We start from the raw sequence: 20,936 nt of genomic DNA, 5'->3' as shown, positions 1-20,936 counted from the left end.
GGCCCCGCTGTCCATCCTCGCGCGTGGTACCGCGAGTTCCGCGAACTCGTGTTGACCGCCGCAGTCTACAACCTCGAACAGGCGCTCAAACAGTGACCCCGACGCCGTCATCGGATTCAACAAAGCAGAGGAGTCTATTCTGCCGACACTAACGCCGCTCGCATTCGATCCCGCTCACCCGTTCCCGTTCATCTCTAACCTCTCGCTTTCGCTCGCTGTGCTCTCGTCGAACGGGGGTGACGAGCCGACATTCACCCGGATCAAGATTCCGCCGAATCAACCCCGCCTCATCAGCGTTTCTGGCGAGGCTGACAGATATGTTCTCATCGAAGACCTCATCGAACGTAACCTCGACCTGTTGCTCCCCGATCTCGATATCCGTGACGTATCGAAATTCAAGGTGACGCGAAACGCCGAGGTGCGGCGGAACGAAGAGGTCGCCGAAGACCTCGTCGATATGGTTGAGGAGGTCATCGAACAGAGACGCTTCGCGACGGTGGTCCGGCTAGAGGTTGACGCCGATATGCCCGACGGGTCACTGGCGATTCTCAAAGATCAGCTCGGGGTCGACGACCGAGAAGTCTTCCACCGCGAGGGACCGATCGACTTCGAGGACTTCTTCGAGCTTATCGATCTCGATCGTCCCGACCTCAAGCCGCCGGCGTGGTCACCAAAGCCTCATCCCCGATTAGGCTCACTGGCGAGTGATACTAGAGACGAGACGAAGAGTATCTTTGACGAAATCAAACACGGGGACATTCTCGCGCACCACCCGTATCACTCGTTCGAGGGGACAGTCCAGCGATTCCTCAACGCGGCCGCGACCGATCCCGACGTGCTCGCGGTGAAGGCGGCGATCTATCGAACCGCGAGCGACTCGAAGGTCATTCAGAGCCTCATCAATGCCGCCGACAACGGCAAGCAGGTCGCGGTGATGGTCGAACTGAAGGCTCGGTTCGACGAGAAGAACAACCTAGAGTGGGTTCGACAACTCGAAGAGGAGGGCATCCACGTCGCGTACGGGACTGTGGGGCTGAAGACGCACACGAAGACGGCGCTCGTCGTGCGCCAAGAAGAGGATGGCGTTCAGCTCTACTCTCACATCGGTACTGGCAACTATCATTCCGGGACCGCCAAAGGGTATTCCGACTTGGGACTGTTGACCGCTGATCGAGACATTGGGTTCGATCTCACGAAGGTGTTCAACTTCTTTACCGGACCGACGCTCGACGACCGGTTCCGGAAGCTCTTGATCGCACCCGTAACGATGCGTGAGCGGTTCACGGAGATGGTCAGACGAGAGGCCGAGCATGCTCGTGCTGGTCAGCGGGCACGGATTGTGGTCAAAATAAACGGGCTTGAAGACCCGTCGATGGTCGAGGAACTCTATCGTGCTTCGATGGCCGGCGTCGAAATCGATTTGATCGTGCGAGATATCTGCCGGCTTCGTCCCGGTATTGGAGGACTAAGCGAGAATATCACCGTCCACTCGATTGTCGGCCGATTCCTCGAACACGCTCGGATATTTTACTTCGAGAACGGAGGCAGTCCCGAGTGGTACATCGGCTCCGCCGATTGGATGACTCGGAATCTCGATTATCGAGTAGAAGCGGTCGCGCCGGTCGAAGACACGCAACTGCGCGAACAGCTCCGGTTCATATTGGAGGCGTCACTAACAGATAACCGCCGTCGATGGGTGATGCAAAGCGACGGAACCTACGAAGCGGTCTCTTCCGACGACGACCCGGTTCGAGACATCCAAGAGATACTGATGACAGCGACGGAAGCAGCATTTGACAACGGCTACGGTCCTGGAATGATCGTCGATACGGATCTGATCGAGGAAACGCTTCTCGTTGAGGATGTCACAGAGAGCGAGACGGACGCTCGATCCGAAGTGTCGGACGAAGCCGATCTCGATGCCGATGAAAAACAGACACATTCCGATGGGGGAGACTTGTCCGTGTTCGATGTGTACTCTGATCACTGGTACCGTCCTGATAGCGAGACGTACGACTGGGCTGTTCGGACGGCGGAGGGCGACCGACGATATTTCAAAACGCGAGAGGGAGCACAAAACCGTCTTCAGACCGAGTACAAGTGACTACGTTCATGAGGAGTTCGCTATTTGAGAGTCAGATACTCTCCGATCGATCCTTGATCGATGAAGGTCTCAGTGTCGCCACCGGTGTACTCGTTCTTTGTGCGGCAACCGTAGTAGCGTACGCTGTCCTTCGAATCGACTACGCTGGTGACGGAATCAGCGCCGGGACCTACAATTTCGCTTCGAATGTCGTTCTGTCCGGTAGCGTCCTCGGTGGGGCCCTGATCGCTGGAGTGCTCGGTTACGAGCGTGTGAGCATCTTGATCAGCGTTCTGTTGGGACTGGCTCCAGTTGTGGGAATCTGTCTCGGCTCATTGGTGACTGTTGCTCTCGGTATTGGGTATTACGACTCGGGACCGGCTACTCTTTTTACCGGCCTGGCTCTGTTGAAATCCTCAGAAAGTGATATATTCTGCCCGGTCACGGTCAGTACAGGGAACGCACGCATCGCTCAATACAGTGCACGAATGTGGTACGAACCGAGGTTGGTCTGCGGGAAGGAGTGAGATTGGTCTGTACGAATGAGCGAGTTACTCCTTACTGGCTATCGTCATCATCGTTGGGGAGTGACCGATGAATCTGGAATGATCGATAGACTAAGAACGCGCCTACCGGGAGACCAACCACTGAAATTGTGGTAAAGAAGGCGGCGACGATGTACACGTCTTCTTTGGACTTCTGGATCGTTGATGGAGGGCATTGAGACACCATTCTGGAGTACCTTGCAAACCGTGTATGAATTCTTTGTTCGATCTCAACTATTCTACTTGCAGCTCTCATCAAGCAACTGTTTCAGGCAATGATATGTCTGAAGAAGAGTATTTCAACAGAGCCAACCAGTCAGGTATATAGTATTCATAGTAAGATTGGTAATAGAACACTATCTGTTCCGTAGTATATGCCCTCCACCGACTCTAAACCGTCATCGAATCGGTGGCGGACCCGTCGAGAATTCCTCGCTTCAGGTACCGGGTTCCTCGGTGCGCTCACGGGGTGTTCGTTGCACGCTGGCGTGGTGGATGCTGATGATGACACCCCGACAGAAACACAGACACCGAACCGCGAGACCAGACCGGCAAACCCAAGTTGTCCCAACGATCACTCTGCGAGAACAGGGCCAGTTACGATTGCGACCACGGGGGCCCTATCGGAAGCTGTCCAGCTTGGAGCCGGTCTGTGGAATGCGAATCCATCTCCGACGGCCGACCGTCTCGTCTGGACGCAGATGGGGGCCCGCCCACGTTTCGACGAACGACTCGCGGACCACTTTACTGCCGGGGAAGAGGTAGCACCCTCAGGCGGTCGATCTAATCCACCGTTCCACGTTGCGACCACACTCTCGAAACGAGAGCGGGCCGGCAAGGCGCTCGTTGACGGAACAGTCGACGTGGCAGGACTTGGCTCAACGAGGGCCAAACCGGAACCGACGGAGTACCTCGGCGATCGAGCTGACGCCGTCGTTCGAGAGTTGGTCGCCCGAGACGGCTGGGCATTCATCGTTTCACCCGCCCTCGCGGAATCGGGCCTCGGTTCTCTTACACCGGGGGAGATTCGTCGGTTGTACACGGGCGATATCACAAATTGGCGAACTCTGGGAGGTCCCGACGTGGAACCGTTTCTCTTTCTCGGACCCGGGGTCACCAGCAGCACCAATACCGCTTACGAGAACTTTTTCTTCGCCGGCAACTCCACCCCTTCAGCGCTTGATTATCGGGCCGGACAAGCCTCCCAGTTAGTATCAGCTGCAGCTGAACACGACAACGCGCTTGGAGTGGTCCAGGCATCCGGCGTCAGGCTTGCCCGCGAGCGGGATGTCCGGATTCTGGACGTGACCGTTGACGGTGACCGTGTGAGCGTGTACGAGGAGGGGTACCCACTGACGGACGACGTCTACTTGTACACGCTTGACGAGCCTGATGCCCGTGAGCAGGCATTCCTCGAACTGTTGTCTTCGCCCTTCGGGCAACGAGTGCTCGTCGGCAGAGGCTTGCTGCCCGTCGAACCGCCTGCAGAATGGTGAATTGCGGGCGACCTGCGATTCGAACACGTTACATCTGCTGATAGAATCGCAATGGGAGATTCGCGCTGTGTATCTCGCACGATCACTGAAACATCCCTTTGAACTGGTAGAACCCTTGGTGGTCAATAGGCAGCTTTCATCGACCGGCTGTTTCAGGTGAGAACATATCTGAAGAAGAGGATTTCAACAGAGCCATCGGCCTCTTTCTGTTCTGTTCCGTGGCGAACGGAATCGCATGGATACTAGGCCGAGTGTTTCGTTAATCGCCCACCATCGTTCCACTTCGGATAGTGGCTAAGAGGGTCACAAAAGAACTAGTTTTGGAAATATCTCTCTTCTATCGAGGATCGAATAAATAGAGCCGCTCAGGCCGGATCGACAATTTTCGAGTTGGCGCGTTCTTGATGTGTCTTCGCCTCTACGGTGAGGAATTCGTCGTTCCGGTAGTCGTACGCGATGAGCGTTCCACCGTAGACGCAGCCGGTATCGAGGCCGACGGCATGTTCTCGCTCCACCGGGTGGTCATGAACAGTGTGGCCGAAGAAGACGCGATAGGGCCCCTCGTAATCATCATACCAAAACGGGTAGTGGTTGCGTCGAGTATGGTGGCCAATAGGTTGTTAACCAACTCCTGAGATATTTTGGTCGGTTTGTTGGTTAAGAAGAACTTGATCCACTGCGCAGACAGCTAGTCTTTCAGTCGATCAGGACGAATTGGCAAGAAGCCACTTGCTCGGCAGTGATCAACAGAGCGATTTGTCCCACGATAGTTCGCTAGCGGCCGTGGCTTGTCCGTTCATCTCGAGACAGCTGCTTGAGTGTCTGGTATGACTGTCAACACGAGCAAATATCTATCAGAAATTTAAAATCCATAACGGATTTTGAAGACATATGGAGTATGCGCCACTCTTTGACCCAACACGGTTAGGATCGATCCAACTACCAAATCGAATCATGAGTTCGGGCCACCAAACGACGCTTGTCGATGAGTATCTCCCAACCGATGCGTTCTTCGAATACCACCTTGAACGAGCGCGCGGCGGGGCGGGGCTAGTGGTTCTTGAAGCCCACGCCGTCCACGAAAGTGGTCTGTTGACCGACCATACAATCGACGCCAGCACCGACGACATCGTGGAGACGTACGAACCATTTGCCGAGGCGATGCACATGGCCGGTACTCGTCTTCTGGCGCAACTCTTTCATGGCGGACGTGAGCGCTACGCCGGTGAGTACGCCCCGCCCGCGCTTTCGGCCTCTGATGAACCCACCGATCGACTGAACGTCATTCCACGGCCGATGGAGACGGCAGAAGTGTACGAGATGATCGACGCCTTCGCCGACGCAGCAGTACGGATGGAGCAAGCTGGCCTCGATGGTGTTGAGATCGTCGGCTCGCACAGCTATCTGCCGGCGCAATTCTGGAGCCCGAATGTCAACAATCGAGATGACGAGTTTGGTGGCACGCTCGAGAACCGATGTCGATTCACTGTAGCGATTGCCGATCGTATTCGCCAACATACGGGCGATGACTTCGTGGTTGGGATCCGGATAAGTGCTGAAGAACGCTCTGAACAGGGCCTCTCATTCGAGGAGACGCTCCCGATCATCGAACATATCGACGACGTGGCGACGCTTGATTATTGGAGTATCGTGGTCGGCAGCTCCAGTACGCAGGAAGGCTGTAGTTATATCGTCCCACCTGCCACCGAATCAGAAACGGTCACGCAGTCACCCGCCACGGTCATCGATCAGACTGTCGATGGTGAGACGATCGTCACTTCACGTATCAATACGCCGGAGAAGGCGATACGCATGCTTACCGAGACGGGTGCCGACGTGGTCGGGATGACTCGGGCGCTTATCGCCGATCCTGAACTTCCGGCGAAGACGAAAGCCGGGGAGTGGGATGACGTGATTCCATGCGTCGCCTGTAATCAAGGCTGTATTGGTCGGTACCAAGAGGGGTTGCCGATTCGCTGTACTATCAACCCGGTCACTGGTCGCGAAGCAGAATACAGTGACCTCGATTCGGTGACGACACCGAAGTCAATCCTCGTCGTCGGTGGCGGTCCAGCTGGACTCGTCACAGCAACGACAGCAGCCGAACGAGGTCACGACGTTACTCTTCTCGAAGCCACCAGCGACCTCGGCGGACAGGTGACCGCCTATGCCGACCTTGACCACCGCGGACGTTACCAAGACTGGCTGGCCACCCTCACATCACGTCTTGACGACCACGACGTGACTGTTGAACTCGATACGCAATTTGATCCGGACGACGTCGCCGCCTACGATCCCGACGAACTTGTCCTCGCGACGGGTGCAACCGGGCGCAGACCAGACATTCCCGTCGCTGGGTCGGTGTCATCGTGTACCGCGATTGAAGCACTCCGTGCCGACGATCCCTTCGGAGACGAGGTTCTCGTCGCTGACTGGGATGGGAACGAGGCTGCCCTTGATGTCGCCTCCGAAGCTATCAACGCCGGTGCCGATGTCGAGATCGTCACAGCGGCGTACACGCCGGGTGAATCAGTCCAGCAGTACATCCAAAATACACTTCTTGGTGATCTCTACTCCGAGGGCGTCATACTGACGCCGCACCATCGCGTCGACGCTGTCGAGGCTGACGAAATCGTTCTCCAGAACGTATTCAACGACGATCGTGAACGCCGCGACAGCGTTGACACCGTCGTCTTCGCCCACGGTGGTAATGCCGACTACGAGCAGTACCGCGCCCTCTCAGGTACTGACGTGTCGATCCACCGAGTCGGCGATTGCTGGGCACCCCGTTCGCTCGACGAAGCTGTCTGGGAGGCCTTTGAGACGGCGACAGAACTCTGAGCATCGAGTACATTTTTGCGACCGTTGAGAGGTCTGTTTCCAGATCGGTGACCCCGAGCAGCCTCTATGGGTGAGTCTGTGAGATCGATCGGATGCTAAACGAGTCACGATTACCTGAAGATAGGCGCTAAGGCCCCTCCCTCAACGAGCGACCGGAGGGAGCGAGTAGGGAGGGGATACAGCGCCGTCATCGCCCGTTCATACACCCGATACACTCCCGACCGGGACTGGAACGCGGCGTACAACATCTTGGTACGCGGTCTGAAGCAAGTAGGGACGGGCTGTCCCGAATCAACGCCTGCGGAGACTGCGCTCCCTACGGGGACCCATTCGGTTCCTGCAAAGCGCGTCGTGGAAACAGGAAGCCCCACCCTCAAGGAGCGGGCCGCGAACGCGGCGAGCGAGTAGGGTGGGGAGGAAGTCACATTCTCGTCAGCCAGCGCGCGCTCACGACGGTACCCGCAGAGACGCTGACGGCCTTCGTGTTGCCGGCGGCCGCCCTCAGTTTCCTCGTGTTCGGTGCCGGAACGGGGTCGTTGACGATGCCGGCCACTCCACGGGGATGGGGAGCGATCGGTGGGATCGCGGTTCTGGCGACCGTCGTCCCCGTACTCACGTTCTTCGCTGGCATCGCAAAGATCGGTGCGAGTCGAGCGAGCGTCATCAGTACCGCCGAACCGGGCGTGACCGTCGGTTTGGAGGCGTTGGTGTTGGGAGAGCCCGTTTCAGTCGTCACGGTCGTCGGCGGCACGCTCGTCGTAGCTGGCGTGCTCCTCATTCAGCGCGAAGAGACGGTGTGAGCGACTGGCTACAGCGTCGAAGTCATCCGATCGTCTCGAGGGATCTGCTCCATCGGAACCCGATTTTGGATAACCGAACGACAACCCGAAGTGAAGAACTGTACGCCGGACGCGAACTGACGCCGATCAGCGACCGAGCCCGCCGGACGAAGCTTCAGAGGCTCCAAGAGTGCGACTGATCGAGCGAGGGCGGCTCGATCAGCGCTGGTCGTATACGCCGACGGATCCGAGCCTTCAAGCGGACTGTAGCGTCTCCGCCTCCCGTCTCGTCTGCTGGCCGCCGATTAGATCGCTGTTCGACGGGGCACGGAAAACGTGGACTGCTGGCCTTCCAGCAGTCCGGGTCACTCGTCTGGCGCGAGACCTGCCTCCCGCATGTACGCATCGAGCTGTTCGGCCAATGCCCGCGCGAACGCCTCGTCGTTGATGTCGGTCTCCATCTCGACCAATTCGACTGAGTCAGCCAGGTGCGTTTTGAGTGCCTCGAACAGGGCCGTGTCGGCGTCGGGATCGTGGAAGTCCTCCCCTTCGACGTCGAGCATCGAAACGCCCCCGAGTGGCAGGTAGAGCGCAGTCGGCCCTTTCGCTGCCGAGAGCTTCCCCGCGAGTATCTCTCCCAGCTCGGCGTTCTCCTCGGCCGTCGTCCGCATCAGCGTTACCTGTGGGTTGTGGATATGGAAGCGTCGCCCCTCGAACTCCTCGGGCACGGAGTCTCGCGGCCCGAAATTGACCATGTCAAGCGCGCCCGTCGAGACGACCTGTGGCGTGCCCGTCTCCGCGGCGGCGTCCAGCCTGTCGGGGCCAGCAGTAAGCACACCACCCACGAGCTCGTCGGCCCACTCCGTGGTTGTCGCGTCCAGGACGCCGTCGATGACGCCCTGTCTCACGAGGGCTTCCATCGCCTTCCCCCCGGTTCCGGTCGCATGGAAGATGATCGTTTCGTAGCCTCGTTCCTCGAGAAACTCCCTGGCCGTCTGGACGCACGGTGTGGTGACGCCGAACATCGTGATCCCGATCGTGGGTCGGTCTTCGACCTCGATGTCCGGCTGGTTCGTGACCATCCCGACCATCGCGAGGGCCGCATTGGCGATCACCTTCCGGGAGAGTTGATTGAGCCCTTCGATGTCGGCCACCGAGTACAACATCAGTATGTCGGTGGCGCCGACGTACGGTTCGGTGTCGCCGGAGGCCATCGTCGAGACCATCACCTTCGGGACGCCAACCGGCAGCGCACGCATCGCCGTCGTCGCGATCGAGGTGTTACCCGAGCCGCCGAGACCGAGCACACCGTCGAGGTCGCCAGAATCGTGTAGCTGCCGGACGATCGCCGCCGCGCCCTTACCCATCGCCTCGATCGCCTCGCCGCGCTCGGCGTCGTCCCGGAGGTGCTCCAGCGTGGTTCCGCCCGCCTCGGCGACCGCACTCGCGGCGGTGTCCGGGTCGATCTCCGGGTCGCCCATCACGCCCGTATCGACGACGTGTACGTCGACACCTTGTGCGCGGAGGACGTCTCGGGCGAAGGCTATCTCTTCGCCTTTCGTATCGAGCGTCCCAACGATCGTGACGGTCATACTCGCTCCTCCACGTTCTCGGGTGTCGGGAGTTCGCCCGGCGGGACGATCTCACACTCCGGAAGCTCCCGGAGTACCTCCTCGGGACCCGGTGGTGCGTAGACCGCCAGCAGCAACAACGGTTCCCAGCCGGTGTTGACGGTTCCGTGTTCGACGCCCTCAGGAACGAATACCATCTCGCCGGCCGAGATATCGCGTGTCTGATCGGCGACTTCCTGCTCACCGCTCCCCCGGATGACGAAGAGGATCTCATCGCTGTCAGGGTGGGTGTGGCGGTCGTGGCCCTTTCCCGGTTCGAGTTCGACGACGCCAGCACTGAAGCGCTCACCGCCCGTCACGTCCGGCGTGCTCAGCCACTTCAGGACGCCCCAATCGAATAGTTGACTTTCGACGTCGTCAGGAGTGACGAAGTATTCGTGGTCAGTCATGGCTGAGATCGATCTCCTTGAACTCGCGGGCCTGTGCTTCGATGGCCTCCTCGGTCGGGAGGCGTTCGATGCTCGACGCGCCGAAGAATCCGACGACGCCCTCGGTGTGTTCCAACACGTACTGAGCATCGTCGGGCCATGCGATCGGGCCACCGTGACAGATCACCGTCACGTCCTCGTTCACTCCTTTTGCGGCGTCGTGATGGGCCTGGACACGGTCGGCTGCGGCGTCGAGATCCAGTGCCGTCTCGGCACCGATATCCCCGGACGTAGTCAGTCCCATATGCGAGACGATCACGTCCGCTCCGGCCTCGGTCATCTCGCGGGCCTGCTCCTCGCTGAAGACGTACGGGCAGGTGAGCATCCCTTGCTCGGCCGCTTCTTGGATCATGTCGACCTCCTTGTCGTAACCCATCCCCGTCTCCTCGAGATTCCGTCTGAACCCGCTGTCCTCGTCGATGAGGCCCACCGTCGGGAAGTTTTGGACGCCCGAGAACCCGCGCCGTTTCAGGTCCTCGATGAACACGTCCATCTGTCGGAACGGGTCGGTCCCGTTGACGCCGGCGAGTACGGGCGTATCCTCGACGACCGGGAGCACTTCGTGGCCCATCTCGACGACGATCTCGTTGGCGTCACCGTACGGGAGGAGGCCGGCCAGCGATCCCCGACCGTTCATCCGGTAGCGTCCGGAGTTGTAGATGATCAGTAGATCGACGCCGCCTCGTTCAGCGAACTTCGCCGAGATACCTGTCCCCGCGCCTGCGCCGATGATCGGATCGCCGCTCGATACCGTTTCCTGAAGTCGGTCAAGCGACTCCTGCCGTGTGAACTCCATACGTCGGGTAGTATAATTTCATAAAACTATAATTAACGTTTTGATGATCCTGAAAAATCACCACGATACACAATATTACTGAAAGTCATGATTTGTTGTCATCGAGCGAGGTTCGTCGGAACGGACCGGCGGTTAGCACTCGCCCGAGGTGGCACCGTCCGAAAGATTCGAAAGCGTTGTCTGACGCGGTGAGCGACTCGGACGCCACGAGATTACTCTCGAACATCACACGGACGCGTCCGAGCAGTGATCTCGTTCACTCCGGCGTCGCGTTCGGGGCGACCGTTCTGGCCCTGATCGGTGCCGGACGACTGGCCCGTTCGGGATACCGGCTCGTCGCCGGGTGACCGGAGACGCGTGAGGCGGATCCGACCGTCCGGATCCGACTACTCGATGGCCGCGATCATCTCGATCTCTACCGTGATGTCGATGGCCAGGTCGGCGACCTCGACGGTGCTCCGTCCGGGGTACGGCTCGGGCATCCGCTCGCGGTACGTCCGGTTGAACTCCTCGATGTCGTCCATGTCCGTCAGGAACGCCGTGGTCTTGACGACGTTCTCGAGGGAGGTTCCCGCCGCCTCGAGGACGGCTTCGAGGTTGTCGAACGTCGCGTGCGTCTGTTCGCCGATCGTCTCGCCGACGATCTCCCGAGTTTCCGGGTCCTTCGGGATCTGTCCGGCGGTGTAGACGGTGTCGCCGTGGATCACGCCCTGCGAGAAGGGAAACTCGCTGTCGTAGCCGGCGTCCGTCGAGACGTGTTGGACCATGAGCCTCACACTCGCGGGCGGGAGATACGTGTTGGGGTGCGAGCCGACCGGAACTCGGCGGGAGGAAGCGGCTCGGTCCCGGTCGGCTCCCGCCGGCCGCGACCCGGGTCAGAGCGCGTACTCGTGGTACTCGCCCGAACAGGGCGGGCCACGCTGGCCGAGTATCCGCCGCTCTCGGAGGTCGATGACGAGGCTGGCGTTCGTCTGCCCGTGTTCGATCTCGGGAAGCGACTCGTCGACGTGGCTACAGATGCTCGAGGGGCGACCGAAGTGGTCCCGCAGCGCGTCGCGGATGACGCCGGAGTCGATCCCCCGTTTTTCCGCGTCGCCGCCGTCGACCTCCTCCGCGAGCAGCCGACGGAGACGCTCGGCGCGGTAGAGCGTGCTCGGGCCGCGCCGCTCGTTGACGCTCTCGACCGCGTCGGTCTCGAAGTGGTTCGAGTGCGTGAGCACGCCCTCCTCGGGGTAGATCGGGTTGACGAGTTCGGGGGCGGCCTCGAGGTCGATCAGTTCGCCGTCGGCGTGGCCGACGAGGACGTTCGCCGAACAGACGCGGTCGGTCTCGAGTATCGGTCGGAGCGCGTCGTCGTAGCGCTCGGCGTCGAGCACCTCGCGGAATCGGACGTGGTAGGGTTTGCGAAGCCCGTCTCCCCCGTCGTCGCCGGATATCAGGCCGTTGACCGCGATCCCGATGCCGTGTTCGTTCACGCCGATCTTCCCGCCGACGATGCCCGCCTCCGTCATCGTCAGGGCGTCCGGCGCGTCCTCGCGGCGCAGCTCCATCAGGAAGAGGGTGTCCGCGATCGGCGCGAGCCAGTCCCAGTTCTGTCCCACGTACGTCGTCCCGTCGGCGGTCGCCGACGGCATCACCCCGAAGCTGGTACAGCCGTCGATCGGGGGATCGGGATCGCTCGCCCGTCCGGAACCGCTCGCGTTCCCGGACGCGGACGACCCGTCGTCGGCCCGCTCGTTGGCCTCCTCCGTCCGCGCCTTCCACGCCGGATAGATGACCTCCCACCGGACGTTGAGCATCGTCACGTCGGCGAGCGGAACGCCGCTCCCCTCGGCGACGCCGCGCATCTCGGCGGCGTAGTCGGGGCTCTCGCGTTCGATGTACTCGACGTACTCGGCGGCGTGCTCGCGCATCGCGTCGACGTCGACGCCCTCGTGGGCGAACCGCTCGCGGTACGTCTCGACGTTGGTCGCGACTTCCTCGGCGAACCGCTCGCCGTGTTCGATCCCGCGTTCGCGTGGCGTGCCTGTCAATACCAGTCGCTCGAATTCGGCCATGCGTCGAGTGCGGTCGGACGGTAGTTGAATGTATCCCCGTCCTCGGTGGTCGCGTCCCCGCTACCGATCCCGCTCAACCGTCCTCGCCGACCCCCACGGCTTTGTCGCTGGCCGACGACGCGTCGGTATGACAACGGAACGCGTCGATCCGGCGGACACGTTCGACATCGGCGGTGACCTGACCGTCAACCGGCTCGGCTTCGGCGGGATGCGCGTCACCGGCGAGGACGTCGTCGGACGGCCGGCCGACGAGCGAGCGGCGAGGGCGGTGATCCGACGGGCCGTCGACCTCGGCGTCGACTTCGTCGACACGGCCGACTCCTACGGGCCCGGCGTCAGCGAGCGGCTGATCGGCGAGGAACTCGGCGCGGACGACGACGTCGTCGTCGCCTCGAAGGCCGGGCTGCTCCGGAACCGCGAGGGCGACTGGATCCCCCACGGCGACCCGGACTTCCTCAGGAACCAGGTCCTGTGTAGCCTCGATCGGCTCGGAACCGACTCCGTCGACCTCTACCAGTACCACCGTCCGGACCCCGACGTCGACTTCGAAGCGTCCGTCCACGCCTTCGCCGAGATGAGGGACGCCAGTCAGATCGACCACGTCGGGCTCTCGAACGTCACCGTCGACCAGCTCGAGACCGCACGGGAGATAGTCGAGATCGCGACGGTCCAGAACCGCTACGACGTGGGCAACCGCGACGAGGAGGACGTCCTTCGGGCGTGTGAAGGGTACGGTATCGGCTTCATTCCGTGGGGACCGATGTACGCGGTCGAGGAGGACGACGTCGACGACGTACTGGAAACCGTCGCCGGCGGATACGACGACGCGACGCCCCGGCAGGTCGCGCTCGCGTGGCTGCTCCAGCACTCCGAGGTGATGCTCCCGATCCCCGGCACGTCGAGCGTCGACCACCTCAAGTCGAACGTCGCGGCGGCGCACCTGGACCTTACCGACGGCGACGTGAGGAAACTGGACGGGATCGATCCGCGGAAGTGAGCAGGGGCGCATCCGATTCGCGCGTCGGTCGAACCCCGGACCGCGCCGAATCAGACGCCGAACGTCGCCCGCAGCATGTCACGCGTGCCGGGGCCGAGCCCGACCGCGAGCACGGTGATGAGCAGCAACAGCGTGTACCGCGGTGACTCCTCGTAGAGCTCGCCGTTGAACACCCAGACGACGAAGGTCGCCGCGGCGAGCTTGACGAGGAGGAACGGCCAGGCGTCGCCGGTGACCGCGAGCACCGACTCGGGGAGCACCCGGCCGGTCACGTTCACCACCAGCTCGTTGACGACGTGTTTCGGCACGAGGTTCGGGGTCCCCGTCAGCGTCGGCATCCAGTCGAGACCGATCACGTTCGCGACCCCGTCGATCGCGTGGCCCCAGATGATCACGAAGCCGACGAAGCCGGTCCCGCGGTTGATCGAGGGTTCGAACCGCTCGATCAGCTTCCACGTGACCGCCGCGGACGCGCTCGCGATCAGGAGGATCAGCCCGACCACCTGCGGGTAGAAGGCCACGTAGTCGGTGGCGACCGCGAGGTACGTCAGGTAGCCGACAGAGGCGACCAGCGCGAGCGACCCGGCGCCGAAGAGCGGCGGGGCGTAGTCGTCGACGATCCCGCGGTCCTCGAGCGCGTACGCGGCCATCACGCAGAGGAGCGTCACCGCGAAGACCGTGAAGTAGATGAACGGGCTGATGATGAGCGCGCTCCAAGGGAAGGGTATCAAGGGATCGACGCCGGCGCGAAGCGCCGCGATACCGGCGTCCTCGACGGTGCGGAGCGCGCCGCCGAACAGCATGAACGGGAACAGCGCGTAGAAGAACCGGTACTCGTTCGCGATGTCGAGCCGGCGGAGCAGGAAGACGACCCCGATCAGCATCGCGAGCAGGATCACGATGTAGCTCACCGTCGAGACGGTGGTGTAACCGGGGTAGGCGACGACCCCGCCCGCCGCGGCCGCGTCAGCACACGCGGACGCGCTCGTCAGCAGTTCCGTCCCGCCGTCGGCGGGCCGGACCGCACACTGTGCGACCTGTCCGTCGGCGGCGACCGGTCCCCAGAAGTACCGCCAGATGAACCGGTCGTACACGACTCGCGGGAGGAGTACGGATCCGACGACGAGGACGGCGGAGGCCGCGACGACCGCCGCCGCCCACGCCCGCTCCGCCGAGAGTTCCAGCCGGTCCTCGAACCGTGCGCTCATACCAGGGGTTCGGAGGGTTCCGGAGTTGAGGGTTCCGGTCGAGACCGGCCGGGCCAGACGGCGGGGCTCGCCTCGATCGCGTCCCGCCCTCCGGGCCTCCCGCCCGCTCAGATCGGCAGTCCCTCGGTCTCGTAGTCGGTTCCGAGGATGATCATGGTCTGTGACCGCGAGAATCCGTCCATGTTCGCGACCCGGTCGAACATCAGGTCCCGAAGGCGGTCCGTGTCCTCGGCGACCACGCGGAGGATCACGTCCCACTCGCCGGTGGTCAGGTGGATCTCCCGCACCCCCTCGATCTCGCGCAGGCGCTCGAGGGCGTCCTCCTCGCGACCCTGCTCGACCCGGAGCCCGACGAGCGCGCTGACGCCGTAGCCGACCGCCTTCGGGTTCACCGAGGCGTGATACCCCTCGATGACGCCGGCGTCCTCCATCCGGCCGACACGGTCGTGGACCGTCGCGCTCGACATGTCGATCCGGCGCGCGATCTCCGAGAACGGGGTCCTGGCGTCCTCCTGGAGGATCCGGAGGATCGCCCTGTCCGTGTCGTCCAGTTCCATACCGACCGGTAGTCGCCGAGTGACTTTGAACTTGCCCCCGTTGGAGATCCGGTCGCACGACCGCCGACTCGGAAGGTTCGGCGGTCGAAGTCGATGAATTAAGTGCCCCCCGCGTGACGGTGAATCGATGCCCTCCAGACGCACGCTGCTCGGACGCATCGGTACGGCCGGAGTCCTCGGAACGACGCTCGCCGGAATCGCCTCCGGCTCCGCGGCCGGCACGGCCCGCGCCGCCGACACGATCGGCTCGACCGCCCCGTACGACGCGGGTCGACTCGCCGACGGCGACACCGTCGTCACCGCTGTCGTCGACCCCGCGGTCGTCTCGGCGATCGGCCTCCCCGCGCCGTGGTCGACGCGACTCTCCGCCGCGATGGCCCGCGCGAACGTCTCTCTCGCCGACGTCGACTCGATCGCCGGGAGCGCCGCCCTCTCCGAAACTGAGCGTGAAGGAGCCGTGGTCGTCCGCGGATCCTTCGACCCGGACGGCCTCTCGGCCGCCGTCGAGGACCGCGGACGGTGGACGACGGCGCGTTCGCGCCGCTCCGGTCGACCGGTCCGTCGGTTCCGCGGCCGCGGGGAGCCGTACGCGGTCGCGGCCAGCGACGGAATGCTCGTCGTCGGCTACGCGCCCGCGATCGACCGCGCCGCATCCCACGTCGACGCCGCCGTCGAGCGAGCACGCGCCGCCGGATCGCTGGACGGGGAACCAACAGACGGCGCGGCCGCGGGCGACGGATCGCTCCCCGCGCTCCAGTCGGGCGACGTGGCGGTACACGCGGATATCGGCGAGTCGGGGCGGAACCGGCTCCGGTCCGCCCTCTCCGGCGGGCCCGAGACGCTCCGCGCGAGCGTCGAGGCCGCCGGGTCGATCGGGGTCGCGCTCGACGTCGACGGTGGGGGCGGCGGAACCGATCTCCGGTACGCGGCGACGCTCGACCCGACGCGGCTCACCCGCGACCGCGTCCGCCGGCTCTCCGGCGGCGTCGACGCCGAGGGGGCCCTCGACGACGCGACGGTCGGGTTCCGCGGGCGGACCGTCGTCGTCGACGCGACGCCGACCCGCGAGGACCTGTTCGCCGTTCACGACGACCTGCTGTCCGGCGGCGACGGCTCCCCGACCGACGACGATCCCGCCGACGACGACGCGGACTGACCCGGATTCGGGCGGTAGGCCTCCGTCCCCCCGTTCGCTACGTCAGTCCCGATCCCGCCCGTCTCACTCGCCCGCTGGTTCCGCTCGGTTCCGTTCAGCTCTCGTCGTCGCCGTCCGAAAAGGCCCCCTCGCGGATCGCCCGTTCCGCCGCCTCGAGCGCCGCGTCGGGATCGAAGTCGTCGACGATCGCGCGGCGCTCCGCGGGCGTGGCGTCCGCCAGATCGCGGGCGTGCGCGGTCACGTTCGGGACCGCTCGGAGCACGTTGTCGACGATCGGGACCGCGGCGGTTCGCGGGGACCGGCTTCCGGGGTTGAGGTCGATCACGATCTCCGTCTTGCCCGCCGCCGCGAGCGCCTCCGCGCGGTCGCCGTCCTCCAGCGGCACCACCACCACGTCCGCCGCGCCGATCCCGTCGGCGTCGACGGTCCCGCGGGCGTGTTCGAGGCCGGGGATCTCGCCGTCGCCGGTCAACCCCTTCACCTCCCCGGCACCGTGTTCGCGGAGGTGGTCGGCGATCGCCTCCATCCGCGCGTCGGTGCGGTTGAAGAGGTTCACTTCGAGGTCTGCCCCGACGGCGTCGGCGAGTTCGACCGTCTCCTCGGGGACTAACGCGGCGACGTTCCCGTTCACGGAGAACACCGGTCGGTCGGCGGCGAGCAGCGTCGCGGCGGCCGCCCGCGCGGCCGCGTCGGCGCTGGGGAGGGTTCGCTCGCCCAGCAGGTAGTCGAACGCCTCGGCGCGCCCCTGCGCGATGAGGCCCTGTCTCGAGGTGATGCCCTTCTCGACGCCCGCCTCGATGCGGTGGCGGGTGAGAAGCGACGCGTATCTGGGGTGATCCTCGGGGATCTCCGTCCCGGTCATGCCCGCGGTTGACGCCGCGGCGAGTAAAGTGACGCGTTACCGCGGCGAGTAAAGTGACGCGTTACCGCGGCCCGTTGCCGTGGTGAACCGGTCGAATACCTAAGTCGTTCGAACGCGTACCGCCGACCGTGATGGACCGGACTGGCAAGTACACCGTCGTGAAGGCGTGTAACGACCACGGAACCATCACGCTCCGTGAACACCCGCGGAACGGGACGCTGTACGTCGTCGAGTACGAGGACCCGGAACTCGAAGCGGAGCTGTCGGAGTTGGACGCCGGCTCGGTCGTCCACCTCGACCTCCGGCGGGCCGGTCGGCGCGGAAACGCCTGGTGCGCGGAGGCGGCGCGGCCGGTCGAGGTCCGATGACCGACCCCGACGGCTCACGTTTTTCACGGCACCGTCCCTTCCGTGCGTATGAACGGATGGCAGAGGCGGGTCGTCGGCTACCTCCTCCTGCTCTGTCTGGCGCTCGTCGGGACGGCGCTCGCCTACCGCTGGGGGATGGCGACCTACGAGGGACGCCCGCAAACGTTCCTCGACTCGCTTCAGTTCACCGTCGAGATGTTCACGACCACGGGGTTCGGCGGAGACGCCCCGTGGAAGAGCCCGCAGATGCAGGCGTTCATCGTCGTGACCGACCTGTTGGGGATGGCGCTCCTCGTCGGCGCGCTGCCCGTCGTCGCGACCCCGCTCCTGGAGGCGGCGTTCACGGAGACCGCTCCGACGGCCCTCGAGAACGGCGTCACCGGACACGTGATCCTCTGTTCGTACACCACGCGCGCGGAGGTGCTCATCGAGGAGCTGGAGGCGCACGACGTTCCGTACGTGATCGTCGAGTCCGACCGCGAGCGGGCGAACGAGCTGTACGGGGACGGCCACCGGGTGATCCGCGCGGACCCGGAGTCCGCCGAGGGGCTCACCGCGGCGCGGCTGACCGAGTCGCGGGCGCTGGTGGCGGACCTCTCCGATCAGGTGGACGCGAGCATCGTCCTCGCCGCCAAGGAGCTCGCCGAGGACGTTCCCGTCGTCAGCGTCGTCGACGACCCCGACCTCGAGCGGTACCACCGGCTCGCCGGTGCCGACCACGTCCTCTCTCCGCGGCCGCTTCTCGGTCGCGGGCTCGCCGCGAAGGTGACGACGGCCCTCCGGACGGAGATAGACGAGGCGGTCGCGATCGGCGGCGACCTCCGGCTCGCGGAGGTGTCGGTGCGCCACGGCGGCGACCTGGCCGGCTCGACGCTGGCGGAGAGCGGGATCCGCGAGCGCGCCGGCGTCAACGTGGTCGGCGCGTGGTTCCAGGGCGAGTTCGACGCCTCGCCCTCGCCGGACGCGACGCTGGCGCGCGGGACCGTGCTCCTCGTGTCCGGGCGCTCCGACCAGCTTCGGCGGCTCGTCGAGATGACCCAGTCGTCGGTGCGCCGGTTCGCCGCCGGGCGGACGGTGATCGCCGGCTACGGACAGGTCGGTCGGACCGTCGCCGCGGAGCTCGACGCCGCCGGGATCTCGTACACCGTCGTCGACGACTCGGGCGAGGGGTCGGCGGCCGTCGACGTGACCGGCGACGCGACCGAACTCGAGACGCTCAGGGAGGCCGGGATCGAGTCGGCCGACACCGTGGTGTTGGCGCTCCCCGACGACACCGCGACCGAGTTCGCCACGCTCGTGGTCCGTGACGCCGCACCCGACACGGAGATCGTCGCCCGCGTCGACGAACACGCCAACGTCTCGAAGACGTACCGGGCGGGTGCCGACTACGTCCTCTCGCTGGCGACCGTGACCGGGCGGATGTCGGCCGCGCGCCTCCTGGAGGGGCGCGACGTGCTCTCGGTCGAACAGCAGGTGGAGGTGGTGAGACTCGAGACGCCCCGTCTCGTCGGCCGGGCCCTCGGCGAGGCGAACGTCCGCGAGGAGACGGGGTGTACGGTGCTGGCGATAGAGCGGGACGACGAGGTGGTCACCGACGTGGGGCCGGGGACAGTCGTCGAGCCGGACGACGAGCTCGTCGTCGTCGGGACGGACGACGGCATCCGCGCGTTCGAGCGGGCGTTCGCGTGAGGAGCGGGCGCTCGAGCGGAGCACCGTCGAACGACCGACACAGTCGCCCGAGCGACTTCACCCGAGCAGCCGCTCCCACAGCGACCGCGACGATGGCCGCTCCGAGAGCAACACCGGCGTGTCGAGCGTCTCGATCGCGTCGAACGCGAGCGATCCGCGGACGATCCGCGAGAGCAGTCCGCGCTCGGTCGCCCCGACGATCACGAGGTCGTACGCCTCGCCGAGACGACCGATCGTCTCCTCGACGTCGCCGGTCTCGACGCGCAGGGTCGCGTCGTCCAACCCGTGGCTCTCGGCCCAGTCGGAGAGGAACTCGCGGCCGACCTCCTCGTCTCCCGGATCGGTGACGTACAGCAACGAGACGTGGACGTCGAGCACCTCCCGGAGCGCCCTCGCGACTTCGGCGGAGAGGTCGGAGGACGGTCCACCGGCGGTCGGGACGAGCACGTCTGCGAGGTCCAGCCGCTCGCCGTCGAGGACGAGGAAGTCACACGGGAGGTCGCGAGCCAGTTCGTCCAGCGAGCCCTCGACGCGCCCGCCGGCGAACCGGGCGCCGCCGTACCCCATCACGACCGCGTCCGCGTCGGTCGTCCGAGCCGCGTCGAACACCTCCTCGATCCCGCGGTGTGAGAGGATCGTCCTCGTCTCGATCGGCGTGTCGAACGCTTCGGCGTCGGCCGTCGCGGCGGCCAGCAGTTCCTCGGAGGATTCGTCGAGCGCGGCCCTGTTCTCGGCCGCCTTCTCCAACGCCGTCTGGTCCGGCACGGTGACGACGTGCGTCGCGAGCACTCGACCACTCTCGTGTTCGGCGAGCGCGCCGGCGAGGGTGACGAGCGCGCGCTCGGTCCGCGGGTTCGAGAGCGCGACCAGGATCGTCGGTCCGTCGTCCTCTGCGGTCGTCATGTGTCGAACCGGTCCTCACCTCGGACGCGAGCGGGCCGCCGCCGGCTCGGTCGGGATCATTCGTCCGACGGCCCGTGAGGGAGGGCGATCACGGGACGGTCGGACCCCGTGACCAGCTTCACCGTGAGATCCCCCGAGAGGAACTGCATGAGCCGGTTCCCGCCGCGGGACCGGTAGGCGATCGCGCTCGCGTCGACCGCGTCCGCCGCCTCGAAGATGGCGGAGACGACGTCCCGGTCGTACGCGGTGTGTTCGTCGGCGTCGGGAAACACCGACCGAACCGCGGCGTACGACTCCGCTGCGAGCTCCTCTGACTGCTCGACCGGCGTCTTGTCCGGGACGCCCCCGCCCTTCTCGACGACGTGAAGCGCCGTGACTCGCGCCGGCCGGTACGGTTCGAGCGCCTCCGCCGTCGCGAGCGCGTCGTCCTCGTTGGCGACGGGGAGGAGTACGTGTTCGAGCAGGTCCCGGTCGCCGGTCTGATCGGTGCTCGGCATGCCGCCTACTAGCCGCCCGCCCGTTAAGAACGTACGCTCTCGG

General features: G+C 64.3%; 16 protein-coding genes and 5 pseudogenes. 10 read left to right on the top strand and 11 right to left on the bottom strand.

The annotated features are described in order from the left end of the window. The 3 genes and pseudogenes from NO889_RS13585 to NO889_RS13575 form a co-directional block, all read left to right on the top strand. Positions 1–96 (top strand): annotated as a pseudogene (locus NO889_RS13585) (IS5/IS1182 family transposase); the annotation flags it as partial. Between the two features lie 31 nt (positions 97–127). Further along, positions 128–2,104: pseudogene (gene ppk1, locus NO889_RS13580) on the top strand (polyphosphate kinase 1); the annotation flags it as partial. A gap of 898 nt (positions 2,105–3,002) precedes the next feature. After that, entirely contained in the window at positions 3,003–4,124 is a 1,122-nt protein-coding gene (locus NO889_RS13575) for a PstS family phosphate ABC transporter substrate-binding protein (protein WP_321169288.1), read from the top strand. Positions 4,125–4,489: 365 nt separating this feature from the next. On the opposite strand, the pseudogene NO889_RS16555 reads toward NO889_RS13575, so the two are convergent. Continuing rightward, positions 4,490–4,708 (bottom strand): annotated as a pseudogene (locus NO889_RS16555) (serine/threonine protein phosphatase); the annotation flags it as partial. A 307-nt stretch (positions 4,709–5,015) separates the two neighbouring features. On the opposite strand from NO889_RS16555, the gene NO889_RS16470 reads away from it, so the two are divergent. The 3 genes and pseudogenes from NO889_RS16470 (at position 5,016) to NO889_RS13560 (ending at position 7,765) form a co-directional block, all read left to right on the top strand. Beyond that, positions 5,016–6,965 carry an FAD-dependent oxidoreductase gene (locus NO889_RS16470; protein ID WP_256412782.1) on the top strand — a complete coding sequence of 650 codons (1,950 nt, stop codon included), beginning with the start codon at positions 5,016–5,018 and terminating at the stop codon, positions 6,963–6,965. A gap of 210 nt (positions 6,966–7,175) precedes the next feature. Then, positions 7,176–7,373, top strand: a pseudogene (locus NO889_RS13565) (RNA-guided endonuclease TnpB family protein); the annotation flags it as partial. A 17-nt stretch (positions 7,374–7,390) separates the two neighbouring features. After that, positions 7,391–7,765 carry a DMT family transporter gene (locus tag NO889_RS13560; protein WP_379787097.1) on the top strand — a complete coding sequence of 125 codons (375 nt, stop codon included), beginning with the start codon at positions 7,391–7,393 and terminating at the stop codon, positions 7,763–7,765. A 344-nt stretch (positions 7,766–8,109) separates the two neighbouring features. Here the strand turns inward: NO889_RS13560 and NO889_RS13555 are convergent, their stop codons facing one another. The 5 genes from NO889_RS13555 to NO889_RS13535 form a co-directional block, all read right to left on the bottom strand. Next, entirely contained in the window at positions 8,110–9,336 is a 1,227-nt protein-coding gene (locus NO889_RS13555) for a Tm-1-like ATP-binding domain-containing protein (protein WP_256412781.1), read from the bottom strand. Further along, positions 9,333–9,764 (bottom strand): cupin domain-containing protein, encoded by a 432-nt coding sequence (locus tag NO889_RS13550; RefSeq protein ID WP_256412780.1) that lies wholly within the window; start codon positions 9,762–9,764, stop codon positions 9,333–9,335. The genes NO889_RS13555 and NO889_RS13550 overlap by 4 nt, the downstream gene beginning before the upstream one ends. After that, positions 9,757–10,599, bottom strand: coding sequence for a phosphoenolpyruvate hydrolase family protein (locus tag NO889_RS13545; RefSeq protein WP_256412779.1), 843 nt, complete (start codon positions 10,597–10,599; stop codon positions 9,757–9,759). The genes NO889_RS13550 and NO889_RS13545 overlap by 8 nt, the downstream gene beginning before the upstream one ends. Before the next feature lie 386 nt (positions 10,600–10,985). Next, on the bottom strand, positions 10,986–11,366 hold the full coding sequence (locus NO889_RS13540; RefSeq protein ID WP_256412778.1) for a RidA family protein: 381 nt from the start codon (positions 11,364–11,366) through the stop codon (positions 10,986–10,988). A gap of 108 nt (positions 11,367–11,474) precedes the next feature. After that, positions 11,475–12,656, bottom strand: a complete 1,182-nt coding sequence (locus NO889_RS13535) for a C45 family autoproteolytic acyltransferase/hydrolase (RefSeq protein WP_256412777.1) — start codon at positions 12,654–12,656, stop codon at positions 11,475–11,477. Between the two features lie 127 nt (positions 12,657–12,783). Between NO889_RS13535 and NO889_RS13530 the strand changes: the two genes are divergently transcribed. Beyond that, complete coding sequence (locus tag NO889_RS13530; RefSeq protein ID WP_256412776.1) at positions 12,784–13,653, top strand: aldo/keto reductase; 870 nt, start codon at positions 12,784–12,786, stop codon at positions 13,651–13,653. 50 nt (positions 13,654–13,703) lie between these two features. Here the strand turns inward: NO889_RS13530 and NO889_RS13525 are convergent, their stop codons facing one another. Both NO889_RS13525 and NO889_RS13520 read right to left on the bottom strand, forming a co-directional pair. Then, entirely contained in the window at positions 13,704–14,861 is a 1,158-nt protein-coding gene (locus NO889_RS13525) for a DUF63 family protein (RefSeq protein ID WP_256412775.1), read from the bottom strand. A gap of 107 nt (positions 14,862–14,968) precedes the next feature. After that, positions 14,969–15,418, bottom strand: a complete 450-nt coding sequence (locus NO889_RS13520) for an Lrp/AsnC family transcriptional regulator (protein ID WP_256412774.1) — start codon at positions 15,416–15,418, stop codon at positions 14,969–14,971. A 127-nt stretch (positions 15,419–15,545) separates the two neighbouring features. Here NO889_RS13520 and NO889_RS13515 point away from each other — a divergent pair, with 127 nt between their 5' ends. Continuing rightward, positions 15,546–16,574, top strand: coding sequence for a hypothetical protein (locus NO889_RS13515; protein ID WP_256412773.1), 1,029 nt, complete (start codon positions 15,546–15,548; stop codon positions 16,572–16,574). Positions 16,575–16,668: 94 nt separating this feature from the next. On the opposite strand, the gene NO889_RS13510 is transcribed toward NO889_RS13515, so the two are convergent. Beyond that, on the bottom strand, positions 16,669–17,436 hold the full coding sequence (locus tag NO889_RS13510) for a phosphopantothenate/pantothenate synthetase (protein ID WP_256412772.1): 768 nt from the start codon (positions 17,434–17,436) through the stop codon (positions 16,669–16,671). Between the two features lie 131 nt (positions 17,437–17,567). On the opposite strand from NO889_RS13510, the gene NO889_RS13505 reads away from it, so the two are divergent. Both NO889_RS13505 and NO889_RS13500 read left to right on the top strand, forming a co-directional pair. Continuing rightward, on the top strand, positions 17,568–17,804 hold the full coding sequence (locus NO889_RS13505) for a DUF7999 family protein (protein WP_256412771.1): 237 nt from the start codon (positions 17,568–17,570) through the stop codon (positions 17,802–17,804). A gap of 48 nt (positions 17,805–17,852) precedes the next feature. After that, positions 17,853–19,493, top strand: a complete 1,641-nt coding sequence (locus NO889_RS13500; RefSeq protein ID WP_256412770.1) for a potassium channel family protein — start codon at positions 17,853–17,855, stop codon at positions 19,491–19,493. A 57-nt stretch (positions 19,494–19,550) separates the two neighbouring features. On the opposite strand, the pseudogene NO889_RS13495 reads toward NO889_RS13500, so the two are convergent. Together NO889_RS13495 and NO889_RS13490 are read right to left on the bottom strand one after the other, a co-directional pair. After that, a pseudogene (locus NO889_RS13495) lies at positions 19,551–20,375 on the bottom strand (universal stress protein); the annotation flags it as partial. Positions 20,376–20,452: 77 nt separating this feature from the next. Further along, a complete protein-coding gene (locus tag NO889_RS13490) occupies positions 20,453–20,893 on the bottom strand; it encodes a universal stress protein (RefSeq protein ID WP_256412768.1) in 441 nt (146 codons plus the stop codon). Positions 20,894–20,936 lie beyond the last annotated feature (43 nt).

It is taken from the genome of Halorubrum rubrum, from assembly GCF_024494685.1.
Classification (GTDB): domain Archaea; phylum Halobacteriota; class Halobacteria; order Halobacteriales; family Haloferacaceae; genus Halorubrum; species Halorubrum rubrum.
This window is presented reverse-complemented; position numbering and strand designations above follow the sequence as displayed.